Source organism: Nocardioides luteus, from assembly GCF_014648595.1.
GTDB lineage: Bacteria > Actinomycetota > Actinomycetes > Propionibacteriales > Nocardioidaceae > Nocardioides > Nocardioides luteus.
Map to the genome: position 1 here is coordinate 44,802 of NZ_BMRK01000020.1, position 15,224 is coordinate 60,025.

Sequence of the window (15,224 nt, forward strand, 5' to 3'; positions counted from 1 at the left end):
GAGTTCCGGACATGCCGGAGAGAGTTGACCGCGAGACCGCCGACGCCGTCTTCAAGGCGTACGACGTCCGTGGCACCGTGCCTGACCAGATCGACGAGACGCTCGCCCGGCTCGCCGGACGCTCGTTCGTCCACGTCGTCGGCGCGGACCACGTCGTGGTCGGCCACGACATGCGCCCGAGCTCCCCGGTGCTCTCGGCCGCCTTCGCCGAGGGCGCGACCGAGGCCGGCGCCGATGTCACGATGATCGGTCTGGCCTCCACCGACGAGCTCTACTTCGCCTCCGGCCACCTCGGCCTGCCGGGCGCGATGTTCACCGCGAGCCACAACCCGGCGCAGTACAACGGCATCAAGCTGTGCCGCGCCAACGCGGTCCCGGTCGGCGCCGAGACCGGCCTCGACGAGATCCGCGACCTGGTCGTCTCCGGCGAGGCGCCGGTCGCCGCAACCACGGGCAGCATCAGCGAGACCGACGTGCTGGACGCCTACGCCGCCCACCTGCTCGGCCTGGCGCCGGTCGAGGGCCGCAGGCTGAAGATCGTCGCCGACGCCGGCAACGGCATGGCCGGCCATACCGCGCCCGCGGTCTTCGGGCGGCTGGGCGCCGAGGCGGTCGAGCTGATCCCGATGTACTTCGAGCTCGACGGCACCTTCCCCAACCACGAGGCCAACCCGCTCGACTCGGCCACCCTGGTCGACCTGCAGGCGAAGGTGCGCGAGAGCGGTGCCGACGCCGGCCTGGCCTTCGACGGCGACGCCGACCGCTGCTTCCTGGTCGACGAGCGGGGTGAGGTGGTCAGCCCGAGCGCGATCACCGCCCTGATCGCCGAGCGCGCCCTGGCCCGCGAGCCGGGCGCGACGATCATCCACAACCTGATCACCTCCCGCGCCGTCCCCGAGATCGTCACCGAGCTCGGCGGCACCCCGGTGCGCACCCGCGTCGGCCACTCCTACATCAAGGCCGTGATGGCCGAGTCCGGAGCGGCCTTCGGCGGCGAGCACAGCGGCCACTTCTACTTCCGCGACTTCTGGCGTGCCGACTCCGGCATGCTCGCCGCCCTGCACGTCCTCGGTGCCCTCGCCAAGACCGACGAGCCGCTGAGCGAGCTGCTCGCTGCGTACGCCCGCTACCCGATGAGCGGGGAGATCAACTCCACCGTCCCCGACCAGGCCGCCACCGTGGCCGAGATCGAGAAGGCGTACGCCGGACGTGACGGTGTCACCGTCGACCGGCTCGACGGCCTGACGCTCTCCCACGCCGACTGGTCCATCAACGTCCGCGCCTCCAACACCGAGCCGCTGCTGCGGCTCAACGCGGAGGGCAAGGACATACCCACCATGGAGCGCGTGCGCGACGAGACGCTCGCGATCATTCGAAAGACTGAACCCAATGAAAGGCGGGCTCCCGCATGAGCGCACTAGGTTTGAGCGAGAAGCTGCTCGAGATCATCGTCTGCCCGCAGTGCCACGGAGATCTGCTCCCTGTCGAAGCAGACAGTGAGCTGGTCTGCCAGGGGGAGTGCGGGCTGGCCTACCCCGTCCGTGACGGCATCCCCGTCCTGCTCATCGATGAGGCCCGCCCGACCAAGGCCGAGTGAGGCAGCGATGACCTGGTTCGACGAGTCCCGGCTGGACGACGAGCGGGCGCTGGCCGGGATCGACCAGCTGCTGCGGTCGCTGGCCGAGTCCGGTGCCCGGGTCCGCCGGGAGGCGGCGGGTGCCGCAGCGCCCCTGCAGGAGGCCGTACGCCGCGCTGCGGAGGCCGGGCGTCCCCGGGCCGTGGTCGCTGCCGGTCCCGACTCGCGCCTGCTGCGCGCGGTCCTGGAGCCGTTCTGCCCGGTCCCGTTCGTGGCCTGGCCGGCCCCGGGCCTGCCGGGATGGGCCGGGAGCCTCGACCTGGTGGTCGTGCTGGCTCCGACCGGTTCCGACCCGGGGGAGGCCTCGGCCGCTGCCGAGGCGGTCCGCCGTGGCGCCCAGCTGGTCGTGGCCGCCCCGGAGAAGTCCATGGTCGCCCAGCACGCCGAGGGCCGCGACAGCACCCTGCTGCCGGTCGAGAGCGGTGACACGCTCGCGATGGCGATCCTGATGCTCACCTACCTCCACTCCGTCGGCCTCGGTCCGGAGGCCGACGCCACGACGGTGGCCGACGCGCTCGACGACGTCGCCACGGCCTGCTCGCCCCACCGCGACATCGCGGTCAACCCCGGCAAGATCCTGGCGATCTCGCTGGCCGACTCGCTCCCGGTCGTCTGGGGCGGCTCCGTCCTGGCAGCGCGTGCGGCTCGCCGGGTGGCCGAGGGGCTGCGCCGGGCCAGCGGTCGCGGCGCGATCGCCGGTGACGCCGACGACCTGCTGCCGGTGATCGAGGCCGCGCGCCCGCGCAACGTCTTCGACGACCCCTTCGCGGAGGAGCAGGCCTCGGCTCGCCCGGTGCTGGTCGTCCTCGACGACGGGGCCAGCGACCCGATCATGGTGGAGCAGCGCCGCACCCTCACCGAGGCCGCGGACGCCCGCGGCGTACGCGTGGAGATCGTCGAGGCGAACACGTCAACAGAGGTCGCTCGATACGCCTCGTTGTTGCTCCAGGGGACCTATGCGGCCGAATACTTGCGTTTGGGTCTGGTCGCCGACGACTGATCCCTGATGACCGGGATTGTGTGTGATGCGTATCACTCACGATGGTGAAAGTTCGGATACGGAATGTACCGATGATGTTCGAAAACCTGGACGCAGGGGAGCCGACAGGTGTTTGATGCAACATCGTCCGGCCACTTGTGGCCAACACGTCTCGGCATCTCGGCGCCGGCGTGACGGGCATGCCCCACCATCCCGGAAAAATACAGGACTTTACGCATGAACCAGATCAAGTACGTCGTCGCCGGCGCCATGGCTCTCTTACTGGCCATGGTCATCGGAGGCTACTTCGCCGACCCGGCCCCCAAGGCCACCGACAAGGAGAGTGCGGCTGCCGGTGGCACGCTCCGGATCGGAGTGGACGGCACCGAACCGGCCTTCTACAAGGTGGACGGTGTGGCCAAGGGCTTCGACTACGAGATGGCGCTCGGTGTGGCCGAGGGCCTCGGGTCGAAGCCCGAGTTCGTGGTGATGGACTTCAGCGACCTCTTCACCGCGCTGCAGGCCGGCGAGATCGACATGATCGGCGCCCAGGTCACCGAGACCGCCGAGCGGAAGAAGGACTTCGACTTCACCGCGCCCTACTTCGTCACCTACCTCTCGTTCCTCACCCCCGAGAACTCGACGATCAAGAAGCGCGATGACATCAACGGCAAGAACATCGCCGTCGTCGAGGGCACCATCCACGAGCGCTACCTCACCGAGCAGTACGAGAACGTCAACGTCGTCAAGGCGCCCGACGAGGACTCCGCCGTCAAGGCGATCGAGACCGGCAAGGCCGACGCGTTCTTCTACGACGCCCCCTACACGGCGCCGATCATCAGCCGGGCGCCCATCCCGCTCAAGGAGGCGATCGTCTACCCGGCCGACGATGCCCCGATCGGGTTCGTCATCAAGAAGGGCGACGAGCGCAAGAAGGCGATGGACGACGTGCTCGAGCAGATGATCCTCAACGGGGACTGGTTGAAGATCAAGAAGGAGTACTTCAAGGAGTATCCGCTCTCAGACGTCTTCAAGGACAAGGGCGTCTGAGCCTGACCTCGCTCGCCCCATTTTGGGGCGCTTGAAGTCCAGTAGCCTACGATGCCCGCTGGCCTGATCCCCCCAGGCCACACGTGTCTCGGCGCACCCATCCCCCAACCAGGACGTCGCATGAAATCCTTGAAGTTCATCCTTGCGGGCGCGGTCACCCTTCTGGTGATCCTCATCGTGGTGTCGAACACCGTGGAGCCCGGCAACCCCTCCGCCGCCAAGCGCAGCAGCGCCGCTGACGACGGAAGCCTGAAGATCGGCGTGCTCGACAGCGCGCCGGTGTACTACAACCAGGGCGGCTCGGCCAAGGGCTTCGACTACGAGATGGCCCTCGGTGTCACCAAGTCGCTCGGCATCAAGCCGTCGTTCGTCCCGATGGACTTCGCCGACCTGTTCAAGGCGCTCGACGAGGGCGAGATCGACATGATCGCCTCGCAGGTGAGCGTGACCGAGGAGCGCGAGGAGGCCTACGACTTCTCGCACCCCTACTTCGTCACGTACCTCTCCTTCACCACGCCGAAGAGCTCGCCGATCAAGAAGCTCAAGGACATCAACGGCTCGCGGGTCGCCATCGTCGACGGCACCGCCCAGGAGAGCATCCTGAAGAACCGCTTCCCCAAGGCGGAGATCGTCAAGCGGAAGAACGAGAAGGCAGCGCTCGAGGCGGTCGCCGCGGGCAAGGCGGACTCGTTCTTCTACGACGCGCCGTTCACCGACGGACTGATCAAGCACGCTCCGGTGCCGATGGAGGAGCGGATCGTCTTCCCGTCCGACAAGGCCCCGATCGCCTTCGTCTTCCGCAAGGGCGACCGGCTCCGCGACCAGTCCAACGCGGCCATCGACGAGATGATCGTCGACGGCACCTGGCTCCGCATCAAGACCGACTACTTCCGGGAGTACCCGCTCTCGGAGCTCTTCCGCGAGCAGGGCGTGGAGTAGCGGATCTGACCCGCTAGTGTTCGGGGCATGAGCGCCGGACTCTTTGCACTGCTCGACGACGTGGCCGCCATCGCCAAGCTGGCGGCCGCGTCCGTCGACGACGTCGGCGCTGCCGCAGGCAAGGCCTCGGCCAAGGCCGCCGGCGTGGTCATCGACGACACCGCGGTGACACCGCAGTACGTGCAGGGCATCGCCGCCGAGCGCGAGGTGCCGATCATCAAGAAGATCGCCATCGGCTCGCTGCGCAACAAGCTGCTGATCATCCTGCCGGTGGCGCTCATCCTGGCGCAGTGGGCGCCCTGGGCGATCACCCCGATCCTGATGCTCGGTGGTGCGTTCCTCGCCTTCGAGGGTGTCGAGAAGGTCCTCGAGTGGGTCCGGCCGCACGCGGAGACCCACGACACCCCGGTCGCCGAGGTCGGCCCCGAGGCCGAGAAGACGATGATCTCCGGCGCCGTACGCACCGACCTGATCCTCTCCACCGAGATCATGGTCATCGCGCTCAACGAGGTCATCGACCAGGGCTTCTGGATGCGGTTCGGCGCCCTGGTGGCCGTCGCCTTCCTGATCACCATCGCCGTCTACGGCGTGGTCGCCCTGATCGTGAAGATGGACGACGCCGGCCTGGCGCTCTCCCAGCGGTCGGGCGCGTTCGCCCAGCGGCTGGGTCTGGGCATGGTCTCGGCGATGCCGAAGGTGCTCGCGGCGATCTCGGTCATCGGCACCATCGCCATGCTCTGGGTCGGTGGACACCTGATCCTGGTCGGTTTCCACGACGTCAACGGCCTGGCCGCCGGCCACCCCGGCTGGTCGTGGCCCTACGACACGGTGCACCACCTCGAGGAGGAGGTCCACCACGCGCTCGGCGCCGTCGGTGCGGCCGCCGGGTGGCTGGTCAACACCTTCTTCTCCGCGATCGTCGGGCTCATCGTCGGCGCGGTCGTGGTCGGCGTGATGCACGTGCTGCCGTTCAAGAAAAACCACTGACCCATGCCCGCGGCCGGGGGCTACCCTCGGAGCATGCACCCGATCTAAGTCTCCGAGCGCAGCGGCTCCGGCCGTGCGCGGACGCTGCGTGTCCTCGCCTATCACTCCTCACGTGACGCGGTCCCGCTCTATGCCGTCTACGCCCTGCTCTTCGCCGAGCACGGTCTCTCGGCGGGGCAGATCTCATCGCTCTTCGTGATCTGGTCGGTGACCGCCTTCGTCGCCGAGGTGCCCTCGGGAGCCTGGGCCGACACGGTCGACCGACGCCACCTGCTGGTGCTCTCGGCGCTGATCCATGCCACCGCGTTCGCGGCGTGGACCTGGTGGCCGACTTACGCCGGCTTCGCGCTGGGGTTCGTGCTGTGGGGTGTCTCGAGCGCGCTGATGTCGGGCACGTTCGAGGCGCTGCTCTACGACGATCTGGCGGTGCGCGGCGAGGCGGGGCGCTACCCGAGACTGATCGGCTACGCGCGCTCCTCGGCCCTGGTCCTCACCCTGCTCGCGGAGCTGGCGGCGGTGCCGCTGCTGCTCGCCGGTGGCTACCAGCTGGTCGGGGTCGCCTCCGTCGCGACGGCGATGGTCCAGGCCCTCCTGGCAGCCACGCTCCCGGTGAGCCGGGAGGCTCGCCACGGTCGCCGCGACCCGGACGACGGCGCCGGCTATCTGACGATGCTGCGGGCGGGGCTGACCGAGGCGTCCCGGACACCCTCGGTACGCCGCGCCCTGCTGGTGGCGTCGGTGCTGGTCGGGATGACGGCGTACGACGAGTTCTTCCCGCTGGTCGCCGACGCCCACGGCGTCGCGGCGGCGACCGTCCCGGTGCTGGTCTCGCTCGCCACCCTCGCCCAGGCGGTCGGCACCGCGCTCGCCGGCCGCACGGCGGGGATGTCGCCGCGTGCGCTCGCGGCGGTCGTGGCCGCCGGCGCCACCCTGATCTCGCTCGGCGCGCTCGTCCACCCCTATGTCGGCTTCGTCGGCATCGCGCTCGGCTACGGCCTGCTCAACAACGCCATGATCGTGGCCGAGACGCGGCTGCAGGACAGCATCGAGGGCCCTGCCCGGGCGACGGTCACCAGCGTGCTGGGCGTGGGGGAGGAGACCTTCGCGCTGGCGACGTACCTCTTCGTCGGCGTCACCGCGGGGCTCGTCGGGGTGCCGGTGGCGATCGCGCTGATCGGGCTCCCGGTGGTCACCGGAGCGGTGTGCAGCCACCTGCTCATCAGCCGTCGCCGGATGTCCAGGATTACCGCAGAGCCGGAGGGCCGCTTGTAGTCTGAGAAGACCCTGCGTGGGAGATCCCGCTGGTGCGCAGATGCGCGACGCAGGCTCGCATAACTTCGGTAAGGAATAACCATGGACTACAAGGTTGCCGACCTGAGCCTGGCCGAGTTCGGCCGCAAGGAGCTCTCCCTCGCCGAGCACGAGATGCCGGGCCTGATGGCCATGCGCGAGCGCTACGGCAAGGACCAGCCGCTCAAGGGCGCCCGCATCGCCGGCTCGCTCCACATGACCATCCAGACCGGTGTGCTGATCGAGACGCTGACCGCGCTCGGCGCCGACGTGCGTTGGGCCACCTGCAACATCTTCTCCACCCAGGACCACGCCGCCGCGGCCGTCGTCGTCGGCGACGGCACGCCCGAGGATCCCCAGGGCACCCCGGTCTTCGCCTGGAAGGGCGAGACCCTGGCGGAGTACTGGGACGAGGCCGAGAAGGTCTTCGACTTCACCGACGAGGCCGGCAACCGGGTCGGCCCCAACATGCTCCTCGACGACGGCGGCGACATCACGCTCCTCGTCCACAAGGGCGTCGAGTTCGAGAAGGCCGGCGCCGTGCCGGGCCAGGACTCCACCGACAACGAGGAGTTCAAGGAGGTCCTCCGGGTCCTCGACCGGTCGCTGAAGGCCGACCCGCAGAAGTGGACCAACATCGCCAACGGCATCAAGGGCGTCACCGAGGAGACCACCACCGGTGTGCTCCGCCTCTACGACCGCTACAAGGAGGGCTCGCTCCTCTTCCCGGCGATCAACGTCAACGACTCGGTCACCAAGTCGAAGTTCGACAACAAGTACGGCTGCCGCCACTCGCTCATCGACGGCATCAACCGCGCCACCGACGTGATGATCGGCGGCAAGGTCGCGGTCGTGTGCGGCTACGGCGACGTCGGCAAGGGCTGCGCGGAGTCGCTGCGCGGCCAGGGTGCTCGCGTCATCGTCACCGAGATCGACCCGATCTGCGCGCTGCAGGCGGCCATGGACGGCTACGAGGTCCGCCGCCTGGAGTCGGTCGTCGAGACCGCCGACATCTTCATCACCACGACCGGCAACTTCGACATCATCCGGGTCGAGCACTTCGAGAAGATGAAGAACCAGGCCATCGTCGGCAACATCGGCCACTTCGACAACGAGATCGACATGGCCGGTCTGGCCAAGATCCCGGGCATCGTCAAGGACGAGATCAAGCCGCAGGTCCACCAGTGGATCTTCGAGGACGGCAAGAAGATCATCGTGCTCTCCGAGGGTCGTCTGCTCAACCTGGGCAACGCCACCGGTCACCCGAGCTTCGTGATGTCGAACTCGTTCACCAACCAGACGCTGGCCCAGATCGAGCTCTTCACCAAGACCGACGAGTACCCGATCGGCGTCTACGTCCTGCCCAAGCACCTCGACGAGGAGGTCGCCCGCCTCCACCTCGACGCCCTCGGTGTCGAGCTCACCGAGCTCAAGCAGGAGCAGGCCGACTACCTGGGTGTCCCGATCGAGGGACCCTACAAGTCGGACCACTACCGCTACTGAGCGATCGCCGAGTCGGCGCGTCTGCCCCACCACACCGGGGTAGACGCGCCGACTCGCTGTTTCGGGGTGGCTCTGTGACGTGTCGCACGCACCTGGTGACAGAATCTGCCACATGGCCGATCGCAACGCTTCCGACCAGCCCGCCAAGGGAAAGGTCCTCGTCGTCGATGATGATGCCTCGCTGAGCGAGATGCTCGCGATCGTGCTGAGGCAGGAGGGCTTCGAGTCCCAGCTGGTCTCCCGAGGCGACCTGGCGCTGCCGGCCTTCCACGACTACAAGCCCGACGTGGTCCTGCTCGACCTGATGCTCCCCGGGATGGACGGCATCGAGGTGTGCAAGCTGATCCGCAAGGAGTCGGGTGTCCCGATCGTCATGCTCACCGCGAAGGGTGACACCGTCGACGTCGTCGTCGGGCTCGAGTCCGGTGCCGACGACTACGTCGTCAAGCCGTTCAAGCCCAAGGAGCTGATCGCCAGGATCCGGGCCCGCGTACGCCGCCACGGTGACGCCGAGCCCGAGGTGCTGGAGATCGGTGACCTGACCATCGACGTCGCCGGCCACCAGGTCACCCGCGACGGCACCCAGATCCAGCTCACGCCGCTGGAGTTCGACCTGCTCGAGTGCCTGGCCCGCAAGCCCCACCAGGTCTTCTCCCGCGAGGTGCTGCTCGAGCAGGTCTGGGGCTACCGCCACGCCGCCGACACCCGGCTGGTCAACGTGCACGTCCAGCGGCTGCGGTCCAAGGTCGAGCACGACCCCGAGAACCCCGAGATCGTCGTCACCGTCCGTGGCGTCGGCTACAAGGCAGGACCCGTGTGACACTCCAGCAGGTCGTCCGAGCGGCAGCCCGGACGCCGAAGAAGCTCCTGACGATCTGGCGCCGGTCGATCCAGACCCGCGTCGTGGTCTACACCGTGCTGCTCACCGCGGCCGCGGTCAGCGTGGTCGGGCTGATCCTGCTCGACCAGATCGGCGACGAGCTGGTCCAGGACCGGGTCGCCGCCGCGAAGGCGGAGGCTTCCGAGGAGCTCTCGGCCGCGCGCTCGAGCATCGCCGAGACCTCCGGCGACAACGGCCGCACCCCGCTGCAGCGCAACGACCTGGGTGACCCGATCATCCAGCGCAGCCTCTCGCGCGGCTACGGCGTCGTGATGGCCGGGCCGGTGACCTCGACCTCGGGCCGGATCAGCGACGACGGTGTCGAGTGGACGCCCGGGCTCGACGTGACCAGCGTCCCGCGTGCCCTGGAGGACAGGTTCCAGTCGATCCGTGCCGAGCCGGCCTGGACCTATACCCGGATCTCTTTCGACGAGGACGGCGACCGATCCTCCGTCCCGGGCATCGTCATCGGTTCTCAGGTGGAGCTCCACGACGACACCTACAACATCTACTTCCTCTTCCCGATGGACCAGGAGCAGGAGACCCTCGCCATCATCACCCGCGGGCTGCTCGCCGCCGGAGTGCTGCTGATCCTGCTGATCGGCATCGGCAGCTGGATCGTCACCCGCCACGTGGTCACCCCGATCCGGATCGCGCGTCGGACCGCCGAGCGGCTCGCCGCGGGCCGGCTCGAGGAGCGGATGGTCGTCCATGGCGAGGACGACCTCACCGGACTGGCGATCTCGTTCAACCAGATGGCCAGCGGTCTGCAGAACCAGATCCGCCAGCTCGAGCACCTCTCTCGCGTCCAGCGACGGTTCAGCTCCGACGTCAGTCACGAGCTGCGTACGCCACTGACGACCGTGCGGATGGCGAGCGACGTGCTCCACGAGGCCAGGGACACCTTCGACGCGCCGACCGCCCGCGCCGCCGAGCTGCTGCAGACCGAGCTGGACCGGTTCGAGACGCTGCTGAGCGACCTGCTCGAGATCAGCCGGTTCGACGCCGGCGCCGCGGTCCTCGACCTCTACGACACCGACCTGACCGCGCTGGCCGAGGCGGTCGTCGAGGCCCACCTGCCGCTGGCGGAGAAGCGCGACATCGAGCTGAAGATCGTCGCCCCCGACCACCCCTGCATCGCTCAGGTCGACCATCGCCGGATCGAGCGGGTGGTCCGCAACCTGGTGGCCAACGCCGTCGACCACGCGCTGATCGGCCAGACCGTCACCATCCGCCTCGACAGCGACGAGCACGCGGCCGCCCTGACCGTGCGCGACCACGGCGTCGGCCTGGCGCCGGGCGAGACCGCCCTGGTCTTCAACCGGTTCTGGCGCGCCGACCCGGCCCGCGACCGGTCCAGCGGCGGCACCGGCCTCGGTCTGTCGATCTCGCTGGAGGACGCCCACCTGCACGGCGGCTGGCTCCAGGCCTGGGGTCGACCGAACCAGGGCGCCCAGTTCCGGCTGACCCTTCCCCGCTACGCCGGCACGGCGCTGCGCTACAGCCCGCTCCCGCTGGTCCCGGCCGACGCCCGCGACACCCTGGAGGCATCGTGAGGACCTCCCTCGCCGTGATCATGACCGCGATCGCGCTCCTGGTCTCGGCCTGTTCGAACGTGCCCGACTCCGGGCCGGTCCAGCAGCTCGACCTGGACGCGCCGGACGCCCAGGAGGAGGTCATCCCCTACAACCCGGGCGCCCCGCGCGCCGGCGCGTCTCCGGGTGAGATCGTCGACGGGTTCCTCGACGCCATGAAGGCCACCCCGATGAGCACCGCCTACGCCCGCCGCTACCTCACCAAGGACGCCGCGATGAACTGGGCGCCGGCTGGCCGCACCCTGGTCTACGGCGAGCTCGGCAGCCACGGCGCCTCCTCGCCGCGGGTCTCGGTGGAGCTGGAGGACGCCGGCTGGCTCGACGAGCGTGGCGTGTGGCGCGGCGGGCTGGCCGCCTCGCAGGCGATCCTCGACTTCGAGCTGATCCGCACCGAGGGCGAGTGGCGGATCAGCTCGGCGCCGGACGCCCTGGTGATCGAGGAGGACTGGTTCCTCACCCACTTCGCCCGCAGCAACCTCTACTACGTCGAGCCGACCGGCCACACCCTCGTACCGGAGCCGATCTTCGCGCCCAAGGGGAAGTCCTACGCCACCACCCTGGTCTCCAGCCTGCTCAGCGGGCCGGGCGAGGAGCGGAAGGGCGTGATCCGCAGCGCTCTTCCGTCCGGGGCGGACGAACCCCGCTCCGTGGCCGTACGCGACGGCATCGCCGAGGTCGACCTCGCCGGCGACCTGCGCGACCACGGCTCCGAGGAGCTCCAGCTCATGGCCGCCCAGCTCGCCTGGACCCTGCGGCAGGACGCCAGCGTCGATCGCATCCGGCTCACGATCGACGGCGAGCCGGTGGTGCTGCCCGGCTACGGCGACAGCTTCAACGTCGACAGCGGCGGGGGCTACGACCCCAACGGCACCTCGGCGCGGGTCGATCTCTTCGCGCTCCGCGGTGGTGCGCTCGTCACCAGCTCCGGCGAGAACGGCGACCCGTGGGTGCCGGTGCTGGGGGAATGGGCAGAGTCTCACGGCGTGACCGACGTCGCCGTCGACGCGGCCGGTTCCACGGCGGCGGCGATCACCTCCGACCGCACCGGCGTCATCGTCGGCGGACTGGCCAGCGACGGCCGGCTCGGCACCGCTCCGGTGACCGGCACCCGCCTGCTCCGGCCCTCCTGGGACCTCACCGGACGGCTGTGGCTGGTCGACAAGGACTCCACCGGCGCCCGGGTGATGTACGTCGACGGCGACCGCCAGGTCCGTGTTGCCATCCCCGGTGTGACGGGCGAGAACGTCACCCGCTTCCTGGTCTCCCGCGACGGCACCCGGTTCGTCGCTGTGATCGGTGGGGAGTCCTCCGACCGGATCGTCGTCAGCCGGCTGCGGGCGACCTCGAAGGGTGAGATCACGACGGCGACCTCGGCCGTGCTGCTGCCGCATCCGGATGCTGCGACCATGCAGGTCACCGACATCGCCTGGACCTCGCCGACGACGATCGTCGCGGTCCAGCAGATCGGCTCGACGGCGCTCTTCCAGACGGTCTCGCTCGACGGAGCCCCCAGCGCGGAGCGCTACACCCTCAGCGATCGGGTCACCGGCGTCGTCGGCTCTCCGGTCGCCTCCGCCCGCCTCTACGCGACCTCGGGCTGGAACCTCCTCGATCCCCTCGACAGGTTCGACCTCCAGCTGCCGTCCGACCTCTCCGACGTGACGTACCAGGGCTGAGTCTCCACAGGTTTATCCACAGGTACGCCACCCCTGGTTGCCCCATCCCGCCCACCCTGGTCGACTCGACGCATGAGTCCGCCACCTGCGCTCGTCGACGCCTGGCACGACCTGATCGTCGGCGGCACCTGCATCGGCTGCGCGCGGCCGGGCCGGCTGCTCTGCCGCGACTGTGGCGCGGGGCTCCCGGACGCGGCCCGTTCGAGCCCGCCGACGCCCGCACCGCCCGGCATCGCTCCGGCCTTCGCCGCCGGACCCTACGACGGCGTCCTCAAGCAGCTGGTGATCGGGCTCAAGGAGCATCAGCTCCTCGGTCTGCGTGCTCCGCTGGCCCGGCTGCTCGCCCTCTCCGTCCTCGAGGCGATGGCCGCGACCGGTCTCCGGGCCGCAGCGGGTCCGACGATCCTGGTGCCGGTCCCGTCCCGGCCCTCGTCCGTCCGCGAGCGCGGCCTGGACAGCACCTCGGCGATCACCCGGAGGGCCGCCGCGATGCTGAGACACCACGGCCTCGGCGTACGCCACCACCGGCTGCTCCGCACCCGGCCCGGGGTCGCGGACCAGGCCGGTCTCGACGCCCGGCAGCGGCAGGCCAACCTGGAGGGCTCGATCACCTGTCCGGCGTCCGGCATCCGGACACTCGCCAGAGCGACCCCACGGGCCACGTTCATCGTCTGCGACGACGTGATCACCACCGGCTCCACCGCCCGGGAGGCTCAGCGAGCGCTGGAATCGGTCGGCCTCGGCGTGCGAGCGATCGCGACCGTAGCGGCCACCCAGCGGCGGTCTCGCGGTCAAACGGAGGAAACCGTCATGTAATTCTGTTGAAGGCCTTTCATGGGGGACCTTCCCGAACTACCGTCACTACATGGAGTCCGCCTGGGTCCGTGGTTGCGTCGCAGAGAGGTCCGCGTTGCGGACATCCGAGCGACTAGCCGATGCCAGTCGCAGGCGAAACGGTCCACGTAACCCTTCGTCCTCAGCTTCTGAGGCAAGGGGATCACGGTGCGGCTTAGAGATAAGTCCTGCCCCTGCCCCTCCGTCAGATACGGAGACCGGCAGGGAGAAGGTGGAGTGGCACCAAGCCGCTAAGCCTCAGCAGGCGATTGTGGGGTCGAAGACCAGGTCGGCCAGGCGGACTCCGTACCCCGGAGGTCACATGCGCTGATCGTCCGAGGGATTCCGCCAACCCCGAAACACCGGGAGGTACCCATGGAAGTTGTCGTCACGGCCCGCAATGCCGAGGTCTCAGACCGCTATCGCGCTCACGTAGCCGAGAAGCTCGCGAAGCTCGAGAAGCATGACCACCGCATCATCAGGATCAACGTGGAGGTCGACAACGAGCCCAACCCGCGCCAGCACAAGGGCGCCGTGCGCGTCGAGCTCACTGCGTACTCCAAGGGCCCGATCATCCGGGCCGAGGCGTGTGCCGAGGACAAGATGGGGGCGCTGGACCTGGCCGTCGACAAGATGGCCTCGCAGATGCGCCGCGCCGCCGACCGCCGCAGAGTCCACCGCGGACGCCGCACCCCGGTCTCCGTGGGACAGGCACTCGCCGGCATCGAGCCCGACGGCCTGGGGAGCACGTCCGAGGCCGAGCAGGCGGAGGAGGACGCTGTCCGGGAGCACCAGGTCGGTCCGATCACGGTGACGGGGGAGGGGCCCTTGGTGGTCCGGGAGAAGACCCACACGGCAGAGCCGATGACCCTCGACCAGGCGCTCTACGAGATGGAGCTCGTCGGTCACGACTTCTACCTCTACATCGACAAGGACTCGACGAGGCCTTCGGTCGTCTACCGCCGGAGGGGGTATGACTACGGCGTGATCGCGCTCGACCGCGCAGATCTCGTCTGAGTCTCGAGAGCACAACGGCCGGGACTTTTCCATCCCCCGGATGGAGGAGTCCCGGCCGCATTCCGTCACGGGCAACGGGTTACATGCCATGATGCATTCGTGTCATCTACTTCTGGTGCCGATCGTGAGCCGGTCCGCGTCCTGGTTGTCGACGACCAGGAGCTCTTCCGGAGGGGACTGGTCGCGCTGCTTGCGAGCGAGCCCGGCATCGAGGTGATCGGCGAGGCCACCAACGGCATCGAAGGCACCGAGCGCGCCGCCGCCGCAGCCCCCGACGTGGTCCTCCTCGACGTACGCATGCCCAAGCAGACCGGCTTGGAGGCGTGCGTCGCCATCAAGGAGGCCGTCCCCTCGGCTCACATCATCATGCTGACCGTCTCCGACGAGGAGGCCGACCTCTACGAGGCGGTCAAGGCCGGCGCGATGGGCTACCTCCTCAAGGACTCCTCGATCGACCAGGTCGCCCAGGCGATCCGGGTCGTCGCCGACGGCCAGTCCCTGATCAGCCCCTCCATGGCGGTCAAGCTGATGGAGGAGTTCAAGCAGATGTCGCGCCCGGACCGCTCACCGGTCCCCGGCCCCAAGCTCACCGACCGCGAGCTCGAGGTCCTCGGCCTGGTCGCCAAGGGCCTCAACAACCGCGAGATCGCCAAGCGGCTGTTCATCTCCGAGAACACGGTCAAGAACCACGTACGCAACATCCTGGAGAAGCTCCAGGCTCACTCGCGCATGGAGGCCGTCATGTACGCCGTGCGCCAGAAGCTCCTCGACGTCGACTGATCCCCGCCCCGGTGGTCGAGCTTGTCGAGACCCGTCGTCCCCGGTGGTCGAGCTTGTC

14 protein-coding genes are annotated in these 15,224 nt (G+C 69.0%); all 14 read left to right on the forward strand.

Translation table 11 applies throughout. The features are described 5' to 3' along the window. The first annotated feature begins 11 nt into the window (after positions 1-11). The 14 genes from IEY81_RS19985 (at position 12) to IEY81_RS20050 (ending at position 15,166) form a co-directional block, all read left to right on the forward strand. The gene (locus IEY81_RS19985; protein WP_189120252.1) at positions 12-1,412 is read left to right on the forward strand and encodes a phosphomannomutase/phosphoglucomutase; all 1,401 of its coding nucleotides are present in this window, start codon (positions 12-14) and stop codon (positions 1,410-1,412) included. Next, positions 1,409-1,597, forward strand: a complete 189-nt coding sequence (locus tag IEY81_RS19990; protein WP_189120253.1) for a Trm112 family protein — start codon at positions 1,409-1,411, stop codon at positions 1,595-1,597. The genes IEY81_RS19985 and IEY81_RS19990 overlap by 4 nt, the downstream gene beginning before the upstream one ends. Before the next feature lie 7 nt (positions 1,598-1,604). After that, positions 1,605-2,636 (forward strand): SIS domain-containing protein, encoded by a 1,032-nt coding sequence (locus IEY81_RS19995; RefSeq protein ID WP_189120254.1) that lies wholly within the window; start codon positions 1,605-1,607, stop codon positions 2,634-2,636. A gap of 216 nt (positions 2,637-2,852) precedes the next feature. Next, on the forward strand, positions 2,853-3,665 hold the full coding sequence (locus tag IEY81_RS20000; RefSeq protein ID WP_189120255.1) for a substrate-binding periplasmic protein: 813 nt from the start codon (positions 2,853-2,855) through the stop codon (positions 3,663-3,665). Positions 3,666-3,785: 120 nt separating this feature from the next. Next, positions 3,786-4,604: a substrate-binding periplasmic protein gene (locus IEY81_RS20005; RefSeq protein WP_189120256.1), complete on the forward strand. Its 819-nt coding sequence runs from the start codon at positions 3,786-3,788 to the stop codon at positions 4,602-4,604. Positions 4,605-4,631: 27 nt separating this feature from the next. Further along, positions 4,632-5,591, forward strand: a complete 960-nt coding sequence (locus IEY81_RS20010; RefSeq protein WP_189120257.1) for a DUF808 domain-containing protein — start codon at positions 4,632-4,634, stop codon at positions 5,589-5,591. A 144-nt stretch (positions 5,592-5,735) separates the two neighbouring features. Beyond that, positions 5,736-6,863 carry an MFS transporter gene (locus tag IEY81_RS20015; RefSeq protein WP_268244513.1) on the forward strand — a complete coding sequence of 376 codons (1,128 nt, stop codon included), beginning with the start codon at positions 5,736-5,738 and terminating at the stop codon, positions 6,861-6,863. Between the two features lie 81 nt (positions 6,864-6,944). Further along, positions 6,945-8,384: an adenosylhomocysteinase gene (gene ahcY / locus IEY81_RS20020; protein WP_189120258.1), complete on the forward strand. Its 1,440-nt coding sequence runs from the start codon at positions 6,945-6,947 to the stop codon at positions 8,382-8,384. A gap of 112 nt (positions 8,385-8,496) precedes the next feature. Further along, positions 8,497-9,204 (forward strand): MtrAB system response regulator MtrA, encoded by a 708-nt coding sequence (mtrA, locus tag IEY81_RS20025; RefSeq protein WP_189120259.1) that lies wholly within the window; start codon positions 8,497-8,499, stop codon positions 9,202-9,204. Then, positions 9,201-10,820 carry an MtrAB system histidine kinase MtrB gene (gene mtrB, locus IEY81_RS20030; RefSeq protein WP_189120260.1) on the forward strand — a complete coding sequence of 540 codons (1,620 nt, stop codon included), beginning with the start codon at positions 9,201-9,203 and terminating at the stop codon, positions 10,818-10,820. The genes mtrA and mtrB overlap by 4 nt, the downstream gene beginning before the upstream one ends. Further along, positions 10,817-12,535 (forward strand): LpqB family beta-propeller domain-containing protein, encoded by a 1,719-nt coding sequence (locus IEY81_RS20035; RefSeq protein ID WP_189120261.1) that lies wholly within the window; start codon positions 10,817-10,819, stop codon positions 12,533-12,535. Before mtrB ends, IEY81_RS20035 begins: the two co-directional genes overlap by 4 nt. A 72-nt stretch (positions 12,536-12,607) precedes the next feature. Next, positions 12,608-13,351 (forward strand): ComF family protein, encoded by a 744-nt coding sequence (locus tag IEY81_RS20040; protein WP_189120262.1) that lies wholly within the window; start codon positions 12,608-12,610, stop codon positions 13,349-13,351. A 393-nt stretch (positions 13,352-13,744) separates the two neighbouring features. Then, positions 13,745-14,386: a ribosome hibernation-promoting factor, HPF/YfiA family gene (gene hpf, locus IEY81_RS20045; RefSeq protein ID WP_189120263.1), complete on the forward strand. Its 642-nt coding sequence runs from the start codon at positions 13,745-13,747 to the stop codon at positions 14,384-14,386. A 99-nt stretch (positions 14,387-14,485) separates the two neighbouring features. Beyond that, a complete protein-coding gene (locus IEY81_RS20050) occupies positions 14,486-15,166 on the forward strand; it encodes a response regulator (protein ID WP_189120264.1) in 681 nt (226 codons plus the stop codon). Positions 15,167-15,224 lie beyond the last annotated feature (58 nt).

Excerpts from the sequence above, each read along its gene's own strand:
- IEY81_RS19985 (WP_189120252.1), top strand. The coding sequence starts at position 12 with ATGCCGGAGAGAGTTGACCGCGAGACCGCCGACGCCGTCTTCAAGGCG.
- IEY81_RS19990 (WP_189120253.1), top strand. The coding sequence starts at position 1,409 with ATGAGCGCACTAGGTTTGAGCGAGAAGCTGCTCGAGATCATCGTCTGC.
- IEY81_RS19995 (WP_189120254.1), top strand. The coding sequence starts at position 1,605 with ATGACCTGGTTCGACGAGTCCCGGCTGGACGACGAGCGGGCGCTGGCC.
- IEY81_RS20000 (WP_189120255.1), top strand. The coding sequence starts at position 2,853 with ATGAACCAGATCAAGTACGTCGTCGCCGGCGCCATGGCTCTCTTACTG.
- IEY81_RS20005 (WP_189120256.1), top strand. The coding sequence starts at position 3,786 with ATGAAATCCTTGAAGTTCATCCTTGCGGGCGCGGTCACCCTTCTGGTG.
- IEY81_RS20010 (WP_189120257.1), top strand. The coding sequence starts at position 4,632 with ATGAGCGCCGGACTCTTTGCACTGCTCGACGACGTGGCCGCCATCGCC.
- ahcY (WP_189120258.1), top strand. The coding sequence starts at position 6,945 with ATGGACTACAAGGTTGCCGACCTGAGCCTGGCCGAGTTCGGCCGCAAG.
- mtrA (WP_189120259.1), top strand. The coding sequence starts at position 8,497 with ATGGCCGATCGCAACGCTTCCGACCAGCCCGCCAAGGGAAAGGTCCTC.
- IEY81_RS20040 (WP_189120262.1), top strand. The coding sequence starts at position 12,608 with ATGAGTCCGCCACCTGCGCTCGTCGACGCCTGGCACGACCTGATCGTC.
- hpf (WP_189120263.1), top strand. The coding sequence starts at position 13,745 with ATGGAAGTTGTCGTCACGGCCCGCAATGCCGAGGTCTCAGACCGCTAT.